The sequence below is a fragment of the Mycobacterium sp. genome (genome assembly GCF_040509115.1).
Taxonomy (GTDB): domain Bacteria; phylum Actinomycetota; class Actinomycetes; order Mycobacteriales; family Mycobacteriaceae; genus Mycobacterium.
Genome location: NZ_JBEVLO010000338.1, coordinates 1 through 16,813, shown reverse-complemented (window position 1 = coordinate 16,813; position 16,813 = coordinate 1). Strand labels below are relative to the sequence as shown.

Genomic DNA, 16,813 nt, shown 5'->3' with positions numbered 1-16,813 from the left:
TCGACCGTGCCCCCGGGGAGGGCGGGCGCATCGTCACCGGCGGCAGCGCCCCCGATCTGCCCGGCTCGTTCTACCGGCCGACGTTGATCGCCGACGTCGACGAACGCTCCGAGGCCTACCGCAGCGAGATCTTCGGCCCCGTGCTCGTCGCGCGACCGTTCACCGACGACGACGACGGCATCCGTCAGGCCAACGACACCGAGTACGGGTTGGCGGCCTCGGCGTGGACCCGGGACGTCTACCGGGCGCAGCGGGCGTCGCGCGAGATGCATGCCGGGTGCGTGTGGATCAACGACCACATCCCGATCATCAGCGAGATGCCGCACGGTGGCGTGGGCGCGTCCGGCTTCGGCAAGGACATGAGCGACTACTCCTTCGAGGAGTACCTCACCATCAAGCACGTGATGAGTGACATCACCGCCAATGCCGAAAAGGATTGGCACCGGATCATATTCACGAAGCGCAGCGGAGCTGAATCATGAGAAGGGTCAGGAAGCGCAGCGGAGCTGAATCATGAGAAGAGTCAGGAAGCGGTGAACACGGGCACCGAGCTGGAGCTGCGCGACATCGTCGAGGACGATTGGACGGGCGTGCGGCTGCTGGCCGCGACCAGTTTCGGCGGGTTCTGGCATCCCGACAAGTTCGCCGCGCGGCGCACGCTGTTGCCCGCCCGCAGTTCGGTGATCGTCAGCGACGGCGACGACGTCGTCGGGATGGCGCACTACTACGACTTCAAGCTGACCGTCCCAGGGGGAGCGATCGTGCCCACCGCGGGTGTCACGTGGGTCGGCGTCGCGCCGACGCACCGGCGTCGCGGGCTGCTGCGCGCGATGTACACCGAATTGCACCAGCGCATCGCCGATGCGGGTTACCCGATCGCGGGGTTGACTGCCACCGAGGGCGGCATCTACGGCCGCTTCGGCTACGGGCCCGCCACGGTCGAAACGGAACTGACGCTGGACCGTCGCTTTGCGCGGTTCCGCAGCGACGCACCCGATCCCGGGGGCGTTCGCATCGTGGCGGCAGGCGAGCATCGTGACGTGCTGGCGGCGATCTACGAGCGGTACCGGCGCCAAACCCCCGGCGGTCTCGAACGGCCGACGGCGCTCTGGGACGACCTGCTCGCCGACCGGGAGGACGAACGCCACGGCGGCACACCACTGTTCTGCTTCCTGCATCCCGACGGTTACGTGCTTCATCGGGTGCATCGCGGCCAGTCGAGAACCGTTCGGGTCGAGGAGTTCGTGGCCGTCACGCCCGACGCTCACGCGGCACTCTGGCGGGCGCTGGCAGGCCTGGACCTCGTCGAGACGGTCACTGCGGCGAGTGACCCCGACGATCCGCTGCCCTATCTGCTGGAGAACTCCCGGCTGGTGCGCACCACCGCGTCGGTCGACGCGCTGTGGCTGCGCATCATGGACGTACCCGCCGCCCTGCAGGCCAGGACCTATCAGGCCGACCTCGATACGGTGATCGAGGTCGACGATGGATTCCGTTCCGACGGAGGGCGATTCGCACTCTCGGTGCGTGGTGGCCGTGCGGAGTGCGTGCGCACCGACGCGCCAGCGGACTTCCAGTTCGGCCTCGACGTCCTCGGTCTTCTCTATCTCGGTGCGCACCGGGGTGCGACGCTGGCCGCGGCCAACCGCATCCGCGGCGGCGCGGACCCCACCCGTGGCTCGGTTCCTCCCGACGCCGAGCAGCTGGCGCGCCTGGACGCCGCGTTCCGCAGCGACGTGCCCGCCCGGCTGGGCTTCGACTTCTAACGACACGACTTCTAACGACACGACTTCTGAGGACATGACTTCTGAGGACATGATGCGATCCGTGACCGAGGGACCGTGCGCGCTCGCCGCCCCCCACGCGCTGGCGACCGCGGCGGGGGAGCGCGCCTACCGCGACGGGGGGAATGCGATCGACGCGGCCATCGCCGCCGCTGCCGTGTTGACCGTCGTCTATCCGCACAACGTCGCACTCGGCGGTGACCTGATCGCCCTGATCCGCACGCCGGACGGCGTCGTCCGCTGCATCAATGCCTCTGGCTGGGCGGGTGCTGCCACCGACGTCGGGGACCTGCGGGCCAGGCATGGGCGAGCGCTGCCAACGCGCGGCGCGGACGCCGTCACCGTTCCCGGGGGCGTCCGTGGCTGGGAGGTATTGCGCCAGTTCGGTGCTCGACTGAGCTGGGATCGCACTCTGCAATCCGCCCAGGACGCGGCCGCTGCGGGCGTATCCGTCGCACCCTCGGTGGCGGCCCACATCGCCGACGCGGACAGCGTCGACCTGTATGGCACCGAGGACTTCGACCGCGTGTTCCGCCCGAACGGCCGCGGTCTGCTCGCGGGCGACCCACTGATCCAGCCCGCCCTGGCCCGTACCTTCGCGGCCCTCCGGACGGAGGGACCTGACGAGTTCTATGGTGGGGCACTGGCCGAGCGCAGCGTCGCCTATCTCCGATCGCGGGGCTCGGCGCTCACCATCGACGACTTCGCCGCGTTTCAGCCGGAGGTGGTGGACCCGATCTCGGTCGACGTCGGCGATCTGACGGTGCACACCAGCCCGCCCAACACGCACGGCTTCATGCTGCTGCGGGGGTTGCGCGCCATCGCCGAGCTCGACGTTGCCGATCCGCTGGGCACCGGGTTCGGAACCTTGATGCGAATCTTCCACCGAGGCAATGCCATCCGTGCCCGGTTCCTCGCCGACCCTCGCCATGCCAAGGTCGACGTCGACGCGCTGGTCGACGGTGACCTCGATCAGCTGGGCGAGGTCGGCGACACGCGGCACGGTCCCCACGCGGTGCCGCACGGTGACACGGTCGGCGTGGCCGCAGCAGACGGTGACGGCTACGCGGTGTCGTTGATCCAGAGCGTGTTCCACGCGTTCGGATCGGGCCTGATCGATCCGCAGACGGGCGTGCTCTTCCACGACCGGGGAACGAGCTTCTCGCTCGACGACGAGTCACCCAACGTCATCGCCCCACGCAAACGGCCCGCGCACACGCTGATGCCAGTGATGACGACCCACCGAGGCGCGGTGCGTCACGTGCTGTCGACCATGGGAGGACAGGGGCAGCCCCAGATCCTGGGGCAGGTGCTGTTGCGTGCGCTTCGGGGCCAGAGCGCGCAGACCGCGGTCAGCGCGCCGAGGGCAGTCGTTGGAGTGCAGGGCGAAGGCGGCACGGCCGATTCGGTATTCGCGGAGGCCGACCTGTCGCCGGCTGCCATCGCGTCGATCGCCGACACCCGGCTGCGGCGGACGGACGTGGCCCCGCACTCCGAGACGCTCGGTCACACCAACGTCGTCTTCATCGCGGAGGACGGCTCGATGACGGCGGCGTCGGACCCGCGCTCGGACGGTGCGGCCGTCGTCGCGCACTTGGACCGTCCGTGACGTCGTAGCGTCCCGCCGCGAGGTTGGCTCGACTCTGCGTCCAGGGTGAGATCTACTCGAACTTCTCCGCCGCTGACGCAGAGTCGGCAGCGGCGGCTACTCCGCGCGGGGCACGACGACCACCGGGGCGTCGACGCCTGCGAGGATCCGGGCGGCGGTCGAGCCGAGGAACACCCGCTTGGGTGCGGCGAACCGGCTGGAACCGATCACCAGCACGTCCGAGGAGTCCCAGTTGAGTTTCTTCAGCGCGGACTCCAGCGTGGTGCCGTCGGCCACCAGCGACTCGATGTCGGGCGCGTCCGGCAGTGCGCGGGCCGCCACGACGAGATTGGCCTCGGCAGCCGCAATCTGTGCTTGGCGAATCTCTTTCGGGCTGACGAGGTGACTGAGGTTCTCCGACGAGACGAGCGACAGCATGCGGATCGACACTCCGGACGCGCTGGCGAGGGTGATCGCGAAGGGCAGCGGGTTGTCGTCGCCTGCCTTCGTCGGGACCGCCGCCGTGACCGAGTCGATGACCTCCGGCGGATCCTCGCTGTATCCGCGCGGTGCCAGCGCGACTGGGATCGGCGACGAGTGCAGCAGCGCCCCGGTCACCGGGCCGATGGTGTGCCCACCGAAGAAACCGTCGCGCGCGCCGCCGACCACGATCAGATCGGAGGACTTCTCCTCGGCGAATCCGACGAGCGATTCCGCGAACGATTCACCGACCAGCACGTTGGCCGTCGCCGCGACACCCACCTCCGCGAGGTGGGCGACGGCCTCGGCCACCCACTCCTCGCCCTTGCGTACCAGCAGCGCCTGATACTCGGCGCGGCCGGGGTGGCCGTCGGGATATTCCTCCCGGACCACCAGGACGACGTCGACCGTCGCGTCGAACGTGTTGGCCAACACGCCGGCCAGGGCCACCCCGTCGTTGCCGGTCGGCGTGGCCAGGTAGCCCACGGTCAAATGCATCTCGTCTCCCAACGCGCGTTCACCCCGCTTTCGCGGTGGATCAGAAGGTGTCTGGGACCTTGGCCTCAGTCTTGGAATTGAGCGTCTCGCCGCGGAAGAAGCGCTTGGTGCCGAAGGCGAAGCACGCCAACATCAGCGGGATGCCGAGCACCAGCATGCCGACGCCGAGTACGAACACGCCGCCGATGGAACCGAAGGCGGTGTAGCCGTAGTCGGGCTGGATCATGTCCTTGGCGCTGATGAGGAAGGCGGCGGCCATCGAGATTCCGCCCAGAAGCGGGAAGATGCCGCGGAAGAACAGATTTCGCGCTGACTGGAACAGGGTGTCGCGGAAGTACCAGACGCACGCGAACGCGGTGATGCCGTAGTAGAAAGCGACGGCCAGGCCGAGTGACGCGACGGAGTCGGCCAAGGCGTTCTCCGAAAGGAACGTCAGCACGAGGTAGAAGAACAGGGCCGCGCAGCCCATCACGATGGTGCCGAAGGCCGGGGTCATGTACTTGGGGTGAACGCTGGCGAACCGCTTGGGCAGGGCCTCGTACACGGCCATCGAGAGCGTGCCGCGGGCGGTCGGCAGGATGGTGGTCTGCGTGGAGGACAGCCCCGAGATCGACACGGTCAGCAGCAGCAGCGACGCCAAGATCGGGCCGGCGACGGGTTCGCCGAGGACGGTCAGCACGTCGTCGGTGTTGTTGGGGTTGTTCAGGCCGATCCCGACTTCGCTGAAGCCCGAGAAGGACTGGACGGCGTAGGCCACCAGCACGTAGGTGCACACCAGGATCAGCGTCGTGATGACCGCGGCGATGCCCGGTGTCCGGCCCGGATCCTTCGTCTCCTCCCCGACGGCCAGACACGCGTCCCAACCCCAATAGATGAAGATGCAGAGGATGATGGCCGCCGCGATCGAGGAGACGTCGAGCCCGCTCGGCCACAGCCAGGAGAGCTCCGGCGAGATCGCCTGTGCCCCAGCGGTACCGGAGAACACCCGGACCAGGGCGATGATGCTGGCGACGATCAGCACGCCGAACTGGACGGCGATCAGAACGTTCTGCATCCGCTCCGAGACGGCCACGCCGCGCGCGCTCACCAGGGTCATGGCGATGATGAAGAACGACCCGAGCCCCACCTTGGCCCAGATGTTGTCGGCCAGTTCGTCCTGGCCGAGGAACTTGAACAGGTAGATCGCGGCGACCTCGGAGACGTTGGCCAGCACGATGATCGCCGATACGGCCAGGCCCCAGCCGCCGATCCAGCCGATCCACGGTCCGAAGGCCTTCGTGCCCCACGTGAAGGTGGTTCCGCAGTCGGGGGTGTCCTGGGACAGCTCCTTGTAGCCGAACGCGACCAGCAGCATCGGGATGAACGCCAGCACGAACATCGACGGGGCCTTTTCGCCGACGGCCAGCACGACGTAGCCGAGCGTCGCCGCGAGGCTGTAGGCGGGTGCCACTGCGGCGAGCCCGATGACGACGTTTCCGACCAGGCCGATGGCGCCGGCCTGGAGCCCCTTGTCCGTGACGGCGTGCGAGACGGGGGCCGCGGGAGCAGGCGGTTCAGCGATGGCCATGCGAGGAATATACGGTTCTGCGAACTTCCTGGTGACTTACTGGGGACATCCGCACGGAAACGTTTCATCGGCTTTACCTGCCAAGTGATCTGGCTTGCGCAGCACGAACTGCACCTGGTCCTCGGGGGCCGGTGCAGCTGGTGTCGTGCGTCCTCAGCGGTCCCTGGTGAACTCCTCACCGGTGGATGGGTCGACGGCCCGCTCACCCCTGGGAAGATTCGACAGGTCCTGCGAGATCACCGTCGGCATGTCGCCGGAGTCGGGTAGCCCGAAGTGGGCGACGGAGCCGACGGCGGGTTCGAGTAGGAGGTCGGAGCGGCGCGGCAGCGTCTGGCCCTTGAAGAAGCTCGGCGACATCGCCCACCAGACGAACATCAGGATGACGCCGAGCACCAGCGCGCCGATGCCCACCACGGCGACCGCGCCGTAGCCGAGGATCGTGACGTCGTTGCCGTCGTCGTCGACGAGGTAGTCCGGCTTGGCGTAGGAGATCAGCCCGTAGGCGAAGACCACCGTGAGCATGATGGCGCCGAGTAGCGGTACCACGCCCCGCATCAGGAAGTTGCGCGCCGAGCTGGTGAACGTCTTGCGGTAGTACCAGACGCAGGCGTAGCCGGTCATCCCGTAGTAGAACGCGATCATCAAGCCGACCGAGCCGATCAGGGCGAGCAGCAGGCTGCTGCTGATCAGGGTGAACAGGACGTAGAAGAAGATCGACGCGGCTCCCATGACGACCGTCGAGACGGTCGGGGTCAGGTACTTGCGGTGGATCTTCGCGAACGACGTCGGCAGCGCCTTGTAGACGCCCATCGACAGCGTGGTGCGTGCCGTCGGCAGGATCGTCGTCTGCGTGGACGCCGACGCGGAGGTCAGGATGGTGGCCGACAGTGCGAGCAGGCCGATGTGCCCGATGACGCTGTCGCCGAACAGGGCCGGACCGATGGCGGCGAAGACGTCGGCGGAATTGTCCGGATTGCCAAGTCCCGCATCGGTTTCGCCGACGCCGGCGAACGCGACGGCGGCGACGGTGACGATGGCGTAGGTGCCGAGCAGCAGGAACGTCGAGAGCACCGCGGCCTTGCCTGGCGTGGTGCCGGGATCGTTGGACTCCTCGTTGCACGCCACCGCGGTGTCCCAGCCCCAGTAGATGAAGATCGCGATGAGGATCGCCGGGGCGATGACGGTGCCGAAGTCCAGACCGGCAGGCCAGAACCACGACAGCGACGGATGGATCGATTCCGGCAGGGCGGTGCCCGAGTACACCCTGAACAGCGCGTAGAGCGAGATCACGACGAGGATGATCACCTCGAATCCCAGCAGGAAGTACTGCAGGCGCGCGGACACCTCGATCCCGCGATAGCAGATGTAGGTCATGACGACGATCCAGATCACGCCGGCGACCGTCGACCACAGCGTGCTGTCGGCCAGGTCGGCGGCAGCGGTCCACCCGAGGTCACCGACGAAGGTGAACGAGTAGGCCCCCGCGATCTGCGCGAGGTTGGCCATCACGATCACGTCGGCGGCGATGATGCCCCAGCCACCCATCCAGCCGATGAGCGGGCCGAAGGCGCGCGAGGCCCAGGTGAAGGTGGTGCCACAGTCGGGTTCGGCCTTGTTGAGTTCTTGATAGGCCACGGCGATGAGGTAGATCGGGACGAAGGCGAGCAGCACGATCGACGCCGCCTTGACCCCGGCACCGCTGGCCACGATGAGGCCGAGCACGGCCGCGAGGCTGTAGGCCGGTGCGGTGGACGCCATGCCGACCACGACGCTGGACAGCAAGCCCAGGGACCCGCCCTTGAGGCCCTTGCTGTCGACGATCACGCCCGTTCCCGAGTTCCCGGGTTCCGTGGCTGTGGTCATTGGCATCTCCCTGGTCACTTGGCCGAACTCCTGGAGAATACGGTTTCAGTAGTAAAAGCGCTCAATGACAACGAAACCAGTTGCCACAGGATGTTCACAGCAACGCATTGCGCAGTTCACAGCTTGATTTGGCGCGGGGTACCGCGGCGTTAGGCTGGACCGGTGACCACCGCGCGGCGGGCCGACGAATTCGAGGCGCTGCGTCCGCACCTGCTCGCCGTCGCCTACCGGCTCACGGGCACGTTCGCCGACGCCGAGGACGCCGTGCAGGACGCCTGGCTGCGGTGGGAGGGGCTCGGTCCGCAGCGCGACGGCATCGCCGACCTGAGGGCGTGGCTCACCACCGTCGTCAGTCGCATCGGTCTCGACAGGTTGCGCTCGGCCGCCCACCGTCGCGAGACCTATGTCGGGGAGTGGCTGCCCGAGCCGGTCGTGACGCCGCTCGACCGATCGGACCCGTTGGCCGCCATCGTCGCCGACGAGGACGCCCGCTTCGCCGCGATGGTGGTGCTGGAACGGCTGACGCCCGACCAGCGGGTTGCGTTCGTGCTGCACGACGGGTTCGGCGTGCCGTTCGGCGAGGTCGCCGACGTGCTCGGCCTCAGCGCGGCGGCGGCGCGCCAACTCGCGTCACGGGCCAGGCGCACGGTCGCCGATGCGGCGGGGCCCGCTCCCATGAAGTCGAACTCCGCCTCTCACGACGAGGTCGTCGGAAAGCTGATGGCCGCCATGGCAACCGGTGACATGGCAGCCGTCGTCGCGCTGCTGCACCCGGACGTGACGTTCACCGGTGACTCGAACCGCAGAGCACCCACGGCGGCCCGCGTCATCCACGGCCCCGACAAGGTGGCCCGCTTCGTGTTCGGCCTCGCCAAGCGCTACGGACCGCGGTTCTTCGAGGTCGGTCAGCTGGTCTTCGTCAACGGCGAGCTCGGCGTGATCGCCCCTGGCCTGGCAGCCACCGACGAGTGGCCCGCGATGCAACCCCACATCCAGGCGCTGACCGTGCGTGACGGCAAGGTCAGCGCCATCTGGGACATCGCCAACCCGGACAAGTTCACTGGATCGCCGCTGCGATCGTGAGGTGTGCCGGGGACTGAACGTCTAACGCTCGTCGGCGGCCCACGGGACACGGCACGCGTCACCCGAACTGAACCCCTGCTCCGTGATTCCCAGCGCGGAGTTCATTCTGGCGCGCATGTTCTCGACGCCGATCTGATAGGTCAGTTCGATCACGCCTGCGTCGCCGAAGCGCCGCCGCAGATCGCCGACCTGCTGATCGGTGATGGTGTGCGGGTCGGTGGTCATGGCGTCGGCGTAGGCGATCGCCGCCCGTTCGTCGGCGCTGTAATCCGGTGAGGTCCGATAGTCGTCGATGTGCTCGAGCCGCTCGACGTCCAGGCCGTCGAGCCGCTGAAGCATGGCCCCGAAGTCGACGCACCACGAACATCCGACGGTGCGGGCGGCCCAGTACACCGCGAGCTCTCGAACGTTGGCGGGCAACGTCTTCGACGAACGTTCGAGCATGCCCTCGTGGACGGCGCCAGCTGTCATCAGGCCCGGGTGGTGAGCGTAGATCGTGAAGGGCTCGGGCACCTCGCCGAAGCGGCGCTTGGCGTATCGCCACATCATCCGGGTCTTCAGGGAGGCCTTCTTGGGGGACAGCGGCTCGAAGCGAGTGTTGGTCATACCCGTCAGACGAGGCAGCCCCCGGAAGTGTGACAGCGCCACGCGGCGCTGGCGTCTGAGGTGTTCTACCTGGCGAACATCAGGGCGCGCTTGACCTCTTGGATCGCCTTGGTCACCTGGATGCCACGGGGGCAGGACTCGGTGCAGTTGAACGTGGTTCGGCACCGCCACACGCCGTCGACCTCGTTGAGGATGTCGAGTCGCTCGGCGGCCGCCACGTCACGGCTGTCGAAGATGAATCGGTGGGCGTTCACGATCGCCGCTGGACCGAAGTAGGACCCCTCGTTCCAGAACACCGGGCAGCTCGTCGTGCAGCATGCGCAGAGGATGCACTTGGTGGTGTCGTCGTACCGGGCGCGGTCGGTCTGGCTCTGGATGCGCTCCCTGGTGGGCTGATTGCCGCTGGTGATGAGGAACGGCTTCACCGCGCGGAACGCGTCGAAGAACGGCTCCATGTCGACGACGAGGTCCTTCTCCACGGGCAGTCCGCGGATCGGCTCGATCGTGATCGTCAGCTGCTTGCCTGCCTTCTTGGGCAGCATGTCGCGCATCAGTACCTTGCACGCCAGCCGATTCACGCCGTTGATCCGCATGGCATCCGAACCACACACGCCGTGTGCGCACGACCGGCGGAACGTCAGGGTGCCGTCGAGGTACCACTTCGCGTAGTGCAGCAGGTTGAGCAGTCGGTCCGTGGGGAGACACGGCACGCGGAAGCTCTGGAAGCCCGCGCCGTCCGGATCCTCCGGGTTGAACCGGGCGATCTTCAGGGTGACCATCACCGCGCCCTCGGGGACCGGGGGAGTCGCGGCATCGCCCGTGTTGGGCTTGTCGAGTACCGGAGCGCTCACTTCTGCCTTCTTTCTTCGCGCAAGCGGCTCATCTCAATACTTCCGTTCCATCGGCTCATAACGGGTCTGGACCACGGGCTTGTAGTCCAGCCGGATGTCGCTCAGCAGATCGCTGCCCTGCTTGTACGCCATCGTGTGGCGCATGTAATTGGTGTCGTCGCGGTTCGGGTAGTCCTCACGGGCGTGTCCGCCGCGGGATTCCTTGCGGTTCAACGCGCCGACGACCGTGACCTCGGCCAGCTCGAGCAGGAAGCCGAGCTCGATGGCCTCCAGCAGGTCGCTGTTGTAGCGCTTGCCCTTGTCCTGCACCGTGATCCGGGCGTAGCGCTCCTTGAGAGCGTGGATGTCGGTGAGCGCCTGCTTGAGCGTCTCCTCGGTTCGGAAGACTGCAGCGTTGTTGTCCATCGACTGCTGCAGGGCGCCGCGAATGTCGGCGACGCGTTCGTTGCCGTGCTCGGAGAGGATGTCGCCGACCCACGAGGTCACCATGTTCGCGGGCGTGTCCGGCATGTCGACGAAGTCATGGCCCAGTGCGTAATTCGCGGCAGCGATGCCGGAACGACGGCCGAACACGTTGATGTCCAACAGCGAGTTGGTACCCAGTCGGTTGGAGCCGTGCACCGACACGCACGCGCACTCACCCGCGGCGTAGAGCCCCGGCACGACCGAGTTGTTGTCCCGCAGCACCTGGCCGTTCACGGTGGTCGGGATGCCACCCATGACGTAGTGGCACGTCGGGTACACCGGCACCAGCTCGGTGACCGGGTCGACGCCCAGGTAGGTCCTGGCGAACTCGGTGATGTCGGGCAGCTTGGCCTCGAGCACGTCGGCCCCGAGGTGACGGACGTCGATGTAGACGTAGTCCTTGTTGGGTCCGGCGCCGCGGCCTTCGAGGACCTCCAGCACCATCGACCGGGCGACGATGTCGCGCGGGGCGAGATCGACGATGGTTGGCGCGTATCGCTCCATGAATCGTTCGCCGTCGGCGTTGAGCAGTCGGCCACCCTCACCGCGGACCGCCTCGGAGATCAGGATGCCGAGACCCGCCAGACCCGTCGGGTGGAACTGGTGAAACTCCATGTCCTCCAGGGGAAGTCCCTTGCGGAACACGATGCCAAGCCCGTCGCCGGTCAGCGTGTGGGCATTGGAGGTGGTCTTGTACATGCGGCCCGAACCGCCGGTGGCGAACACGATCGCCTTGGCGTGGAAGACGTGGATGTCGCCGGTGGCCAGTTCGTAGGCCACGATGCCCGTCGCCACCGGTCCGCCCGGGGTGTCCGAGAGCACCAGGTCCAGCGCGTAGAACTCGTTGAAGAACTCGACGTCGTGCTTGACGCAGTTTTGGTACAGCGTCTGCAGGATCATGTGGCCGGTGCGGTCGGCGGCGTAGCAGGCGCGGCGGACGGGCGCCTTGCCGTGGTCGCGGGTGTGGCCGCCGAAGCGGCGCTGGTCGATGCGGCCCTCGGGCGTGCGGTTGAACGGCATGCCCATCTTCTCGAGGTCGTAGACCGCGTCGATGGCTTCCTTGCACATGATCTCGACGGCATCCTGGTCGGCGAGGTAGTCGCCGCCCTTGACCGTGTCGAAGGTGTGCCACTCCCAGTTGTCGTCTTCGACGTTGGCGAGCGCGGCGCACATGCCGCCCTGGGCGGCGCCGGTGTGGCTGCGCGTCGGGTACAGCTTGGTCAGGACGGCGGTGCGGACGCGGGGACCGGCCTCCACCGCAGCCCGCATGCCTGCGCCGCCCGCACCGACGATGACCACGTCGTAGCGATGTTCAATAATCATCCGACTTCAGGTGTCCTTTGATCTCAAGAGATGTTCGCGTCGAACGTCAACAGCACGTATGTACCCAGAACCAGCGTGAACAAGATCGACAGCGCCAACAGGGTGTTCAGCCAGAACTTCGTCGAGTCCTTGCGGGTGTAGTCGGCGATGATCGTGCGCATGCCGTTGCCGCCGTGCAGCTGGGCCAGCCACAGCAGCAGCAGGTCCCACGTCTGCCAGAACGGGGAGCTCCATCTCTCGGCGACGTAGTTGAAGTCGATGCGGTACACCCCGTTCTCCCACATCAACATGATGAAGAGATGGCCGAGCGCGAGGAATACCAGGACGACGCCGGACATCCGCATGAACAGCCATGCGTACTTCTCGAAGTTGGGCATGGCGCTGCGGCGCCGCGGCGCGCGCGGGTTGTCAAGGCCTGCCGGTCGGTCGTGGCTGCGCTGCATGACGGGGGCGGGCCCGCCGCGCTCGCTGACGTGGTCGTACGGGTTTTCGCCCCGCACCGGGTTCGAGCCCCCGGTCGCTTCGCTCCGGGCCGCCGATGCGCTCACAGAAACCTCTCCACCATGTGCATGCCGATGACGCCGAGGGAGGCCATCGCGACGACGATGAAGACGCCGGCGACGATCCAGAGCATCAGGCGCTGGTACTTGGGGCCGTGCTCCCAGAAGTCGATCAGGATGATCCGGATGCCGTTGAGGGCGTGGTAGAGCACCGCGACCACCAGGCCCATCTCCATGAGGCCGATGATGGGCGTCTTGTACGTCTCGATGATCGCGTTGTAGGCCTCTGGGCTGACCCGGACCAGGGCGGTGTCGAGGACGTGGACGAAGAGGAAGAAGAAGATCGTGGCGCCGCTGATGCGGTGCAGCACCCACGACCACATGCCCGGGTCGCCGCGGTACAGAGTGCGACGGCGGGGTGGCGACGAGCGGGGTGACGGAATCGCGGGGTCCGCCGCTGTCTGCGTCATCTTCGAATACTCACCTTCCGTGCCTCCAACACCTTCGGTGGACGGTTGGGAATCGGCGGGAGGCCGGTATGTGCTTGCCACCAGCGCCTGAGCCCCAAACCTGTTCGCGACTCTAAACCCAAACCGTGCACCGAAAGAACTAGCCTGGGAACCTCGACCACGCCGATACCACGTAACTTAGGGTGGCCTAATCGCTTGTCGCAGCGGCGGAACCGGGTCTTCGGAATGGATTCAGAGGAGCGATCGAGGTGCTGAAGTGACGCATGATGTTGATTGGAAAGCGTTGCGGGACAGCGCAATTGGCGTAATGTCCCACGCATACGCGCCCTATTCCCGATTCCCCGTCGGAGCCGCCGCCATCACCGACGATGACCGGATCGTGGTCGGTTGCAATGTGGAGAATGTCTCATATGGCCTAGGTCTCTGTGCCGAGTGTTCTGTGGTCTGCGCGCTGCATTCCAGTGGTGGCGGCCGGTTGGTCGCCCTGGTGTGCGTCGACGCGGCCGGGGAGCTGTTGATGCCGTGCGGGCGCTGCAGGCAGGTGCTCCTGGAGCACGGCGGGCCGGAGATGCTGATCGATCACCCGGCCGGGCCCCGGCCGCTGCGAACCCTGCTTCCGGACGCGTTCGGCCCCGACGATCTGGCGCGGGTGGAATCTCGGTGACCCTGTTGAGCTTCGACGCGCCGACCGTGATCCGGACCAAGCGCGACGGCGGCGTGCTGTCCGACGCGGCGATCGACTGGGTGATCGACGGCTACACCCACGGGGTGGTGCACGACGAGCAGATGTCCGCGCTGCTGATGGCCATCTTCCTGCGCGGTATGACCCCGGCCGAGATCAGCCGCTGGACCGCCGCGATGATCGACTCGGGCGAGCGCTTCGACTTCGGCGATCTGCGCCGCGACGGCAAGCCATTGCGACTGGTGGACAAGCACTCGACCGGAGGGGTCGGCGACAAGATCACCATCCCCCTGGTGCCGGTGGTGATGGCGTGCGGCGGCGCGGTGCCACAGGCCGCCGGCCGCGGCCTCGGCCACACCGGTGGCACCCTCGACAAGCTGGAGGCCATCGCCGGGTTCACCGCGGAGCTCTCCAAAGATCGCATCCGGCAACAACTTCAGGACGTCGGCGCGGCGATCTTCGCGGCCGGTGACCTGGCACCCGCCGACCGCAAGATCTACGCCTTGCGTGACGTCACCGCCACCACCGAGTCGCTGCCGTTGATCGCCAGCTCGGTGATGAGCAAGAAGCTGGCCGAGGGAGCGCGAGCGCTGGTGCTGGACACCAAGGTGGGTCGAGGAGCCTTCCTCAAGACGGAGGCGGAGGCCCGCGAGCTGGCCCGCACGATGGTCGAGCTGGGCAACGCTCAGGGCGTCGACACCCGCGCGCTGCTCACCGACATGAACCGACCGTTGGGGCTCACCGCGGGCAATGCCGTCGAGGTCGCCGAGTCGATCGACGTGCTGGCAGGCGGCGGACCCGACGACGTCGTCGAGCTGACGCTGGCGCTGGCCGCCGCGATGCTCGACGCGGCAGGCATCGACGGGGCGGACCCGGCGCAGACCCTGCGCGACGGGACGGCGATGGACAGCTTCCGCACGCTCGTTGCCGCCCAGGGCGGGGATCTGTCGCAGCCACTGCCCGTCGGGGCGCACTCGGAGTCGGTGACCGCACCACGCGGTGGCACGATGGGCGACATCGACGCGATGGCGGTGGGACTGGCGGCGTGGCGGCTCGGGGCGGGCCGTTCGGTCCCTGGCGGGCAGGTGCAGTTCGGCGCAGGGGTGCGGATGCACCGCCGCCCCGGCGAGCCGGTCGCGGCTGGCGAGCCGCTCTTCACCCTGTACACCGACGAGCCGGACCGGTTCGGCGGGGCGATGGCCGAACTCGACGGCGGCTGGTCGGTCGACGATGTGGCACCGGAAGCACGTCCCCTGATCATCGATCGGATCACCTGAGGAGGAGAGCGGTATGACGACGCCGTTGACGCTCGAAAACATCCAGCGAGCGCCCAAGGCCCTGCTGCACGACCATCTGGACGGGGGACTGCGGCCCGCCACGGTGGTGGAACTGGCGGATCAGTACGGCTACGACGGGCTGCCGGCCACCGACGTCGACGAGTTGGCGACGTTCTTCCGTACCGCCGCGCACAGTGGGTCGCTGGTGCGCTATCTGGAGCCGTTCGCCCATACGGTCGGCGTCATGCAGACCCCCGAGGCGTTGCACCGGGTGGCCTACGAGTGCGTCGAGGATCTGGCCGCAGATTCGGTGGTGTACGCCGAGATTCGCTTCGCGCCCGAGCTCCACATCGACGGCGGGCTGTCACTCGACGAGGTCGTGGATGCCGTGCTCGCCGGGTTCGTGGACGGGGAGAAGGCAGCGGCTGCGGCGGGCAGGACCATCGTCGTGCGCTGCTTGGTCACCGCGATGAGGCACGCCGCGCGATCTCGTGAGATCGCCGAGCTGGCGATCCGGTTCCGCGACAAGGGCGTGGTCGGCTTCGACATCGCGGGCGCCGAGGCGGGATACCCGCCCACGCGTCACCTCGATGCGTTCGAGTACATGCGGAACAACAACGCACGCTTCACCATTCACGCGGGGGAGGCGTTCGGGCTGCCCTCCATCCAGGAGGCGATCGCGTTCTGCGGCGCCGACCGGCTGGGTCACGGCGTGCGGATCGTCGATGACATCGAGGTTCACGACGACAACGACGCGACGCTCGGCCGACTGGCATCGATCCTGCGCGACAAACGGATTCCGCTGGAGCTGTGCCCCAGTTCCAACGTGCAGACCGGCGCCGTCGCCAGCATCGCCGAGCACCCGTTCGCGCTGCTGGCCCGGCTGCGCTTCCGGGTCACGGTCAACACCGACAACCGGCTGATGAGCGACACCACGATGAGTCAGGAGATGTTGCGCCTGGTGGAGGCCTTCGGCTACGGCTGGAGCGACCTCGAACGGTTCACCATCAACGCGATGAAGTCGTCGTTCATCCCCTTCAGGGAGCGGTTGACGCTGATCGACGACGTCATCAAGCCGCGGTACGCCGTCCTCGTCGGCTAGCCCACCCCTGCGATTTGTGCACGTTTACCCGCGGTGGGCGCGGGTTCCAACACGCGGGTCACGCCAGAACTTGGCGGAGGCGCTCGGCGAACGCGCCTGGCGCACCCATGAATCCGCCGTGATCACCAGGGAACTCCGTCGTGTCGACGCCGAGCCGCTCCGCAACGGCGACCGACGTCCGCTGCGTGAGTAGGTGACCAGACTGCGCCCCAAGCCCGATCACGATGCGCGACGGCGAAGCCCGTAGCGCGTCGAAGTCGGGGAGGTACTGCGTGGTGGGTCCGAGGTCGTGCACGAAGAAGCGCGCTCCTTCGGCCAGCTCCTGCTCGGCGTTCACCGGCTCGCCCTGTGGCTCTGGTGGGCCGTCGCCGAACGCGTCCAGATCGAAACCGGCGTTGAGCATGAACTTCATCCAGGCGGCGTGCAGCCCGTCGGTGCGGAACGTGTTGGTGATGTCCGCCGTGGCGGCGCGTTGGTCGGCGGCGTCGTCGAGGAGCTCAAGCAGCGGCGGTTCGTGGGCCACCAGCGTCCTGACCCGGCCCGGGTGACGCGTCACCATCGCCAGTCCCGTCACGGCCCCGCCGCTGGAGCCGAAGACGTCGGCGGACTCGATGCCGAGGTCGTCGAGGATCGCGACGACGTCGTCGGCCCGGAGGTCCGGATTGGACGGGCCG

At 67.4% G+C, this 16,813-nt stretch carries 16 protein-coding genes; 7 read left to right on the top strand and 9 right to left on the bottom strand.

The window, feature by feature from the left end:
- The 3 genes from ABW137_RS23675 to ABW137_RS23665 form a co-directional block, all read left to right on the top strand.
- On the top strand, positions 1–482 hold a 482-nt coding region (locus tag ABW137_RS23675; protein WP_526403894.1), incomplete at its 5' end, for an aldehyde dehydrogenase family protein.
- A gap of 51 nt (positions 483–533) precedes the next feature.
- Positions 534–1,766, top strand: a complete 1,233-nt coding sequence (locus tag ABW137_RS23670) for an enhanced intracellular survival protein Eis (protein ID WP_526403893.1) — start codon at positions 534–536, stop codon at positions 1,764–1,766.
- Positions 1,767–1,827: 61 nt separating this feature from the next.
- Positions 1,828–3,393 carry a gamma-glutamyltransferase family protein gene (locus ABW137_RS23665; protein ID WP_526403892.1) on the top strand — a complete coding sequence of 522 codons (1,566 nt, stop codon included), beginning with the start codon at positions 1,828–1,830 and terminating at the stop codon, positions 3,391–3,393.
- 96 nt (positions 3,394–3,489) lie between these two features.
- Here the strand turns inward: ABW137_RS23665 and ABW137_RS23660 are convergent, their stop codons facing one another.
- The 3 genes from ABW137_RS23660 to ABW137_RS23650 all read right to left on the bottom strand — a co-directional run bounded on the left by ABW137_RS23660 (position 3,490) and on the right by ABW137_RS23650 (position 7,780).
- Positions 3,490–4,350 (bottom strand): universal stress protein, encoded by an 861-nt coding sequence (locus ABW137_RS23660; protein ID WP_526403891.1) that lies wholly within the window; start codon positions 4,348–4,350, stop codon positions 3,490–3,492.
- 40 nt (positions 4,351–4,390) lie between these two features.
- On the bottom strand, positions 4,391–5,917 hold the full coding sequence (locus ABW137_RS23655) for an amino acid permease (RefSeq protein WP_526403890.1): 1,527 nt from the start codon (positions 5,915–5,917) through the stop codon (positions 4,391–4,393).
- A 153-nt stretch (positions 5,918–6,070) separates the two neighbouring features.
- On the bottom strand, positions 6,071–7,780 hold the full coding sequence (locus ABW137_RS23650; RefSeq protein ID WP_526403889.1) for an amino acid permease: 1,710 nt from the start codon (positions 7,778–7,780) through the stop codon (positions 6,071–6,073).
- A gap of 162 nt (positions 7,781–7,942) precedes the next feature.
- On the opposite strand from ABW137_RS23650, the gene sigJ reads away from it, so the two are divergent.
- The gene (gene sigJ, locus ABW137_RS23645) at positions 7,943–8,863 is read left to right on the top strand and encodes an RNA polymerase sigma factor SigJ (RefSeq protein ID WP_526403888.1); all 921 of its coding nucleotides are present in this window, start codon (positions 7,943–7,945) and stop codon (positions 8,861–8,863) included.
- A 21-nt stretch (positions 8,864–8,884) separates the two neighbouring features.
- Here the strand turns inward: sigJ and ABW137_RS23640 are convergent, their stop codons facing one another.
- The 5 genes from ABW137_RS23640 to sdhC all read right to left on the bottom strand — a co-directional run bounded on the left by ABW137_RS23640 (position 8,885) and on the right by sdhC (position 13,078).
- On the bottom strand, positions 8,885–9,469 hold the full coding sequence (locus ABW137_RS23640) for a carboxymuconolactone decarboxylase family protein (protein ID WP_526403887.1): 585 nt from the start codon (positions 9,467–9,469) through the stop codon (positions 8,885–8,887).
- Between the two features lie 65 nt (positions 9,470–9,534).
- Positions 9,535–10,320 carry a succinate dehydrogenase/fumarate reductase iron-sulfur subunit gene (locus tag ABW137_RS23635; RefSeq protein WP_526403886.1) on the bottom strand — a complete coding sequence of 262 codons (786 nt, stop codon included), beginning with the start codon at positions 10,318–10,320 and terminating at the stop codon, positions 9,535–9,537.
- Positions 10,321–10,353: 33 nt separating this feature from the next.
- Positions 10,354–12,108 (bottom strand): succinate dehydrogenase flavoprotein subunit, encoded by a 1,755-nt coding sequence (sdhA, locus tag ABW137_RS23630; RefSeq protein ID WP_526403885.1) that lies wholly within the window; start codon positions 12,106–12,108, stop codon positions 10,354–10,356.
- Between the two features lie 23 nt (positions 12,109–12,131).
- The gene (locus ABW137_RS23625; protein ID WP_526403895.1) at positions 12,132–12,551 is read right to left on the bottom strand and encodes a succinate dehydrogenase hydrophobic membrane anchor subunit; all 420 of its coding nucleotides are present in this window, start codon (positions 12,549–12,551) and stop codon (positions 12,132–12,134) included.
- A gap of 101 nt (positions 12,552–12,652) precedes the next feature.
- Complete coding sequence (gene sdhC, locus ABW137_RS23620) at positions 12,653–13,078, bottom strand: succinate dehydrogenase, cytochrome b556 subunit (RefSeq protein ID WP_526403884.1); 426 nt, start codon at positions 13,076–13,078, stop codon at positions 12,653–12,655.
- 256 nt (positions 13,079–13,334) lie between these two features.
- On the opposite strand from sdhC, the gene ABW137_RS23615 reads away from it, so the two are divergent.
- Genes ABW137_RS23615 through ABW137_RS23605 form a run of 3 tightly spaced genes read left to right on the top strand, consistent with a single transcriptional unit; the run spans position 13,335 to position 16,139 of the window.
- On the top strand, positions 13,335–13,742 hold the full coding sequence (locus ABW137_RS23615; RefSeq protein WP_526403883.1) for a cytidine deaminase: 408 nt from the start codon (positions 13,335–13,337) through the stop codon (positions 13,740–13,742).
- Positions 13,739–15,037 carry a thymidine phosphorylase gene (locus ABW137_RS23610; protein ID WP_526403882.1) on the top strand — a complete coding sequence of 433 codons (1,299 nt, stop codon included), beginning with the start codon at positions 13,739–13,741 and terminating at the stop codon, positions 15,035–15,037. The genes ABW137_RS23615 and ABW137_RS23610 overlap by 4 nt, the downstream gene beginning before the upstream one ends.
- 13 nt (positions 15,038–15,050) lie before the next feature.
- Entirely contained in the window at positions 15,051–16,139 is a 1,089-nt protein-coding gene (locus ABW137_RS23605; RefSeq protein ID WP_526403881.1) for an adenosine deaminase, read from the top strand.
- 58 nt (positions 16,140–16,197) lie between these two features.
- Here ABW137_RS23605 and ABW137_RS23600 read toward each other — a convergent pair.
- Positions 16,198–16,813, bottom strand: a 616-nt coding sequence (locus ABW137_RS23600; RefSeq protein ID WP_526403880.1) for an alpha/beta fold hydrolase, incomplete at its 5' end; no start/stop codon positions are given.

Bases quoted from the DNA above. Each gene is read 5' to 3' on its own strand.
- ABW137_RS23660 (WP_526403891.1), bottom strand. From the start codon at position 4,350: ATGCATTTGACCGTGGGCTACCTGGCCACGCCGACCGGCAACGACGGG.
- ABW137_RS23655 (WP_526403890.1), bottom strand. From the start codon at position 5,917: ATGGCCATCGCTGAACCGCCTGCTCCCGCGGCCCCCGTCTCGCACGCC.
- ABW137_RS23650 (WP_526403889.1), bottom strand. From the start codon at position 7,780: ATGACCACAGCCACGGAACCCGGGAACTCGGGAACGGGCGTGATCGTC.
- ABW137_RS23640 (WP_526403887.1), bottom strand. From the start codon at position 9,469: ATGACCAACACTCGCTTCGAGCCGCTGTCCCCCAAGAAGGCCTCCCTG.
- sdhA (WP_526403885.1), bottom strand. From the start codon at position 12,108: ATGATTATTGAACATCGCTACGACGTGGTCATCGTCGGTGCGGGCGGC.
- ABW137_RS23625 (WP_526403895.1), bottom strand. From the start codon at position 12,551: ATGCAGCGCAGCCACGACCGACCGGCAGGCCTTGACAACCCGCGCGCG.
- sdhC (WP_526403884.1), bottom strand. From the start codon at position 13,078: ATGACGCAGACAGCGGCGGACCCCGCGATTCCGTCACCCCGCTCGTCG.
- ABW137_RS23605 (WP_526403881.1), top strand. From the start codon at position 15,051: ATGACGACGCCGTTGACGCTCGAAAACATCCAGCGAGCGCCCAAGGCC.